Annotated in this window: 1 protein-coding gene; it reads right to left on the bottom strand. The window is 53.5% G+C overall.

The features are described from left to right. Positions 1-181: 181 nt before the first annotated feature. Complete coding sequence (locus tag A6D6_RS21420) at positions 182-3,556, bottom strand: Ig-like domain-containing domain (protein ID WP_159661832.1); 3,375 nt, start codon at positions 3,554-3,556, stop codon at positions 182-184. Positions 3,557-3,567: the final 11 nt, after the last annotated feature.

The following is a 3,567-nucleotide window of genomic DNA, read 5'->3' as shown; positions in this document are numbered from 1 at the left end:
CTGTCTCACTAACGGGGAAGTGGACAAATGCTATTAGTGTAAAATTCCCTACTCAAAACCTCGATTACCTTTCAGACGTTTTTTGGGGAGTTGAGAATTGGTTGTATTAATCGTTTCTTAGATGGAAAGGAGGGTATGTTTTTATATGCCTCCCTTCCATCTTCTAAATTTATTAACTCTTTTATTTGCCTTTTATCGGGGTGGATGTAAAACGTAGGAAGCTGCCGTATTCCGGTATAAATAAGTCTAGATATCCACCATAAATTCCTCGTGTGATTCCTGAAATTTTCCCCAATATGTCTACTCTATTGGTGTTGAACTGTTCAACGACCATTCTGCCATCGTCAAGAAAACTAACCATTCCTGCCATTTTCATCGTAATAGGATAGGATCGTATACGGATGGAATTTTGCAGGCTGGATATGCCGTACTCAGCAGCAAATGGTGCTTCAGCATACAACCGCACTTCCACCTCGAGAGTCGGAATGCCGGCTTTTGTCGATATGAAACCTGTTATGGGGGCTGCGTTTTCGGAGGCTGGGTAGCGCATTCTTAAAATTTGTTTGCCTGTGGCTCCAGGGAAGGGGGCTGGTTGTGAAGATGCAGTAAGCTTCTGCCAAGCGTACATATCAAGCCCCGTACCATAAACCATAGATGGCCATATTTTTACTCTAATTCCCTCGGGTGTTAGCTCATCTGTTACTTCAGCAAACATAGATGAAATCAGGTAGCTAAACTTGTGCTCAGGGCAAGCCATTGGATCACCATCGTCGCTCGTCGCTGGGTAAGCGAAGCCGCACCCCAAGTTGATTCCAAATATGCCTGTTGGTTCGCTTGTTGTTTGATCGAGCAAGGCATCCTGTTCGATGTTTCTATATCTTGATAGGATTTTTGCGCTATTTGGGGGGGGCTTTAACGCTCCAGGATCATAATCAGGGTAATAACCAGGGGCGCTTGGGAGTAACGGAGTTTTTGGGCCATACTCCTCATTTTCTAGTAAATACTCCCCAGATGAAACGAGCGGGGGGAAGGGGGCTGTTCCCATGTTGGTCCTGTCTGACATGAAATTATGATTAATATCTGAAAACGGTTCAGTTGCTAGGTGTTGTAATACTGTGTCTGTGTTTTTTGTTCCTCTAAAAAATTGCACAAAATCGGGGCCGCCGGCTTGTAGTTCAGGGCCGGTAGGAATTAAAGCATAGTTGTATGTGTATCCTGATGGTTCTCTTACTTTAGATATTGTAGTTAGCCCAATAGCTGCCGTCTGGATAGGAAGCCCTGATTGATCACAAACGCTGTCTTCTCCGCAGGTATAGTTGGGGTCCGCTATAATTTGTCTTACGAACCCATCAACCTTTTCAGATACCTGATAACCTGAGGAAAGAAGAGTGTATTTGTATAAGCTTTTCTCCCAAGGTTCTGACGGCGTGAAAATGATGGTTTTCCCGGATGTGCTTAATGTCCCAGAGATACGAGATAAGGATGTCCCATTGGCGTCAACTTTATCTACCTGGAAGGTTTTTTCGTTAACACTGTCAGAAGCTATTTCCTTTGAAAAGGAAATGATGATAGGGCGGTTGGCCGGTAATTGCATAACAGGAATGATATCGTCGACGGGATGTTTATCATCTTCAGTTGCATCGGTGGCATTGAACTCACTAAGCCCACCTACGCAGAGGCCAGATCTATCATTTTGGAGGTCGCGATTAGGATCAATCCCACCCCCTTGGTCATTTAAAAACTCTTGCTCAAGAGCGCATGGAAAACCTGGATACGCAGCTAATATGACGGGGGCATTTTCTATTTTTCTATACTCTGCCAGGTCTGGACGTAGCAATGCAGGAACTGCAGGATCTAAACCTTCAAGAGATATTTTACGAGCCAGAGAAAAGCTTTGATCAAAAGAGCTCATCAGTTGATTACCCGTTATATCGGACAGCCTGCTATCTAGGAATAGTCGATACTCGGCTGAAGCCTCCTCCGGGCTATAAACCAAATCCTCCTCCGGCTTCACCACAATCGCCGCGCCATCCACATACACCTGCGCCGGCATTGCTTCTTCCGCGCCGCCGTTAACGGTTTTATAGAGGGTGACGTTGCCTTCCACGCTCTGCGGATCAATGGGCTCATCGAAGTTCAAAATAATCGGATCCCCTGGCTTGGCCAGCAGGGACTTGTCTTCGCCGGTGAGGGTATCCGTGCCCAGGGTCCAGCTTTGTAGGGTCGGGCCGGTGGTGTCTTCCGGGGCGGTGGGGGCGTTCATCTGATCCTTGTAGGACTGCAGCTGGAAGCTGAGCAGGCCGTAGCCGTATTCCTGGCCGAGGATGTTGGGTTCCACCATGCCGACGGCGTCCAGGTTGAGGACGCCGGCTTCGGTGTCCACTTCGGCCACGCCCACCAGTTCGATGTGCATGATGTCCTGGGTGAAGCCACCGTTGGCGCGCGGGTCCTCGGTGGCGATGCCCACGTCCATGAGCAGGTGGACGATGCGCAGGGCGTCGGCGCGGTTATGGACGTTGTAGGGGTTGGGCACCAGGTAGCCGCTGGCGTCGCTGGTGAGGCGCATGTCCACGGGGCCGGAACCGAAGCCGGCGGGGACTTCGCCGCCGATCATCACCATTTCGATGGCGCTGCCGGTGAGCTTGGTGCCGCGGGGCAGGCGGATCGGGGTGACGTCGGGGTATTCGGTGACGTCCGCCAGTTCGGCCACCACGGCGTCGGCGCTGGCCTGGGTGACGTTGACGTCTTCGCCGAGCAGGGTGCCGTTGACGGGCACCTGGTTGATGTTCTTGCCGGTGAGGCGGGACAGGCCGCTCTGGGTGATCCGCTGCACCAGCATGGCCGGTTCGCCACGCGGTGAGGAGTCCGCCGGGGTGAAGCTGATCTCGGTGCCAGCGAAGGCTTCATCAAAGGTGCTGGTGAGGCCGTTGGTGAGGCTCAGCGTGTAGCTTTGGCCGGGCGTCAGATACTCCGGTTTCGGGTCCACGGTCATGTAGTGGCCGTTGATCAGGAGCGTGGCTTCCACGGTTGCGCCACTGCTGTCGGTGAGCACCACGGTGTCGCCGTAGCGGGCGCTGGCGCGGTCCACTGGCTGGGTGAACTGGAACCGGAAGCTGGAGAAATCCATGATCGGTTCGTTGGTGTCGCCATTGGGCATCTGCCGGTCGATGGCGAAGCCGTCGTCCTTGACCACCAAGCTTCTGGGCCCTTCGGCCAGTGGCCGGGTGGTGAAGCGCAGGGTGCGGTCGGCGGAGGTGCCGTTACGCAGACGCAGGTTCTTGATGGCGATGGTGTAGTCGGTGAGCGGGCTCAGCGATTGCGCCGGTGTGAGGATCACGCCGCGCGGGTCCGGGCCCACGGTTTCGGCGGTGTAGTCCAGGTTGCCGCCTTCGGCGTCACAGCACAGGGTGACGCTCTGTTCCACGTCGCCGAGCGACACGTCACTGGTGAAGCGCAGCACCACCGGTGCCTTGGTGGGCACTTCGGCCTGCCCGTCATCGGGATAGGCGTAGAGCAGGCTTTGCCGTTTGCTGTCGTTGGCGTCGTTGCCGGGCATGCTGGAGCCGT

Source organism: Alcanivorax xiamenensis (genome assembly GCF_009846745.1).
Classification (GTDB): Bacteria; Pseudomonadota; Gammaproteobacteria; order Pseudomonadales; family Alcanivoracaceae; genus Alloalcanivorax; species Alloalcanivorax xiamenensis.
This window is presented reverse-complemented; position numbering and strand designations above follow the sequence as displayed.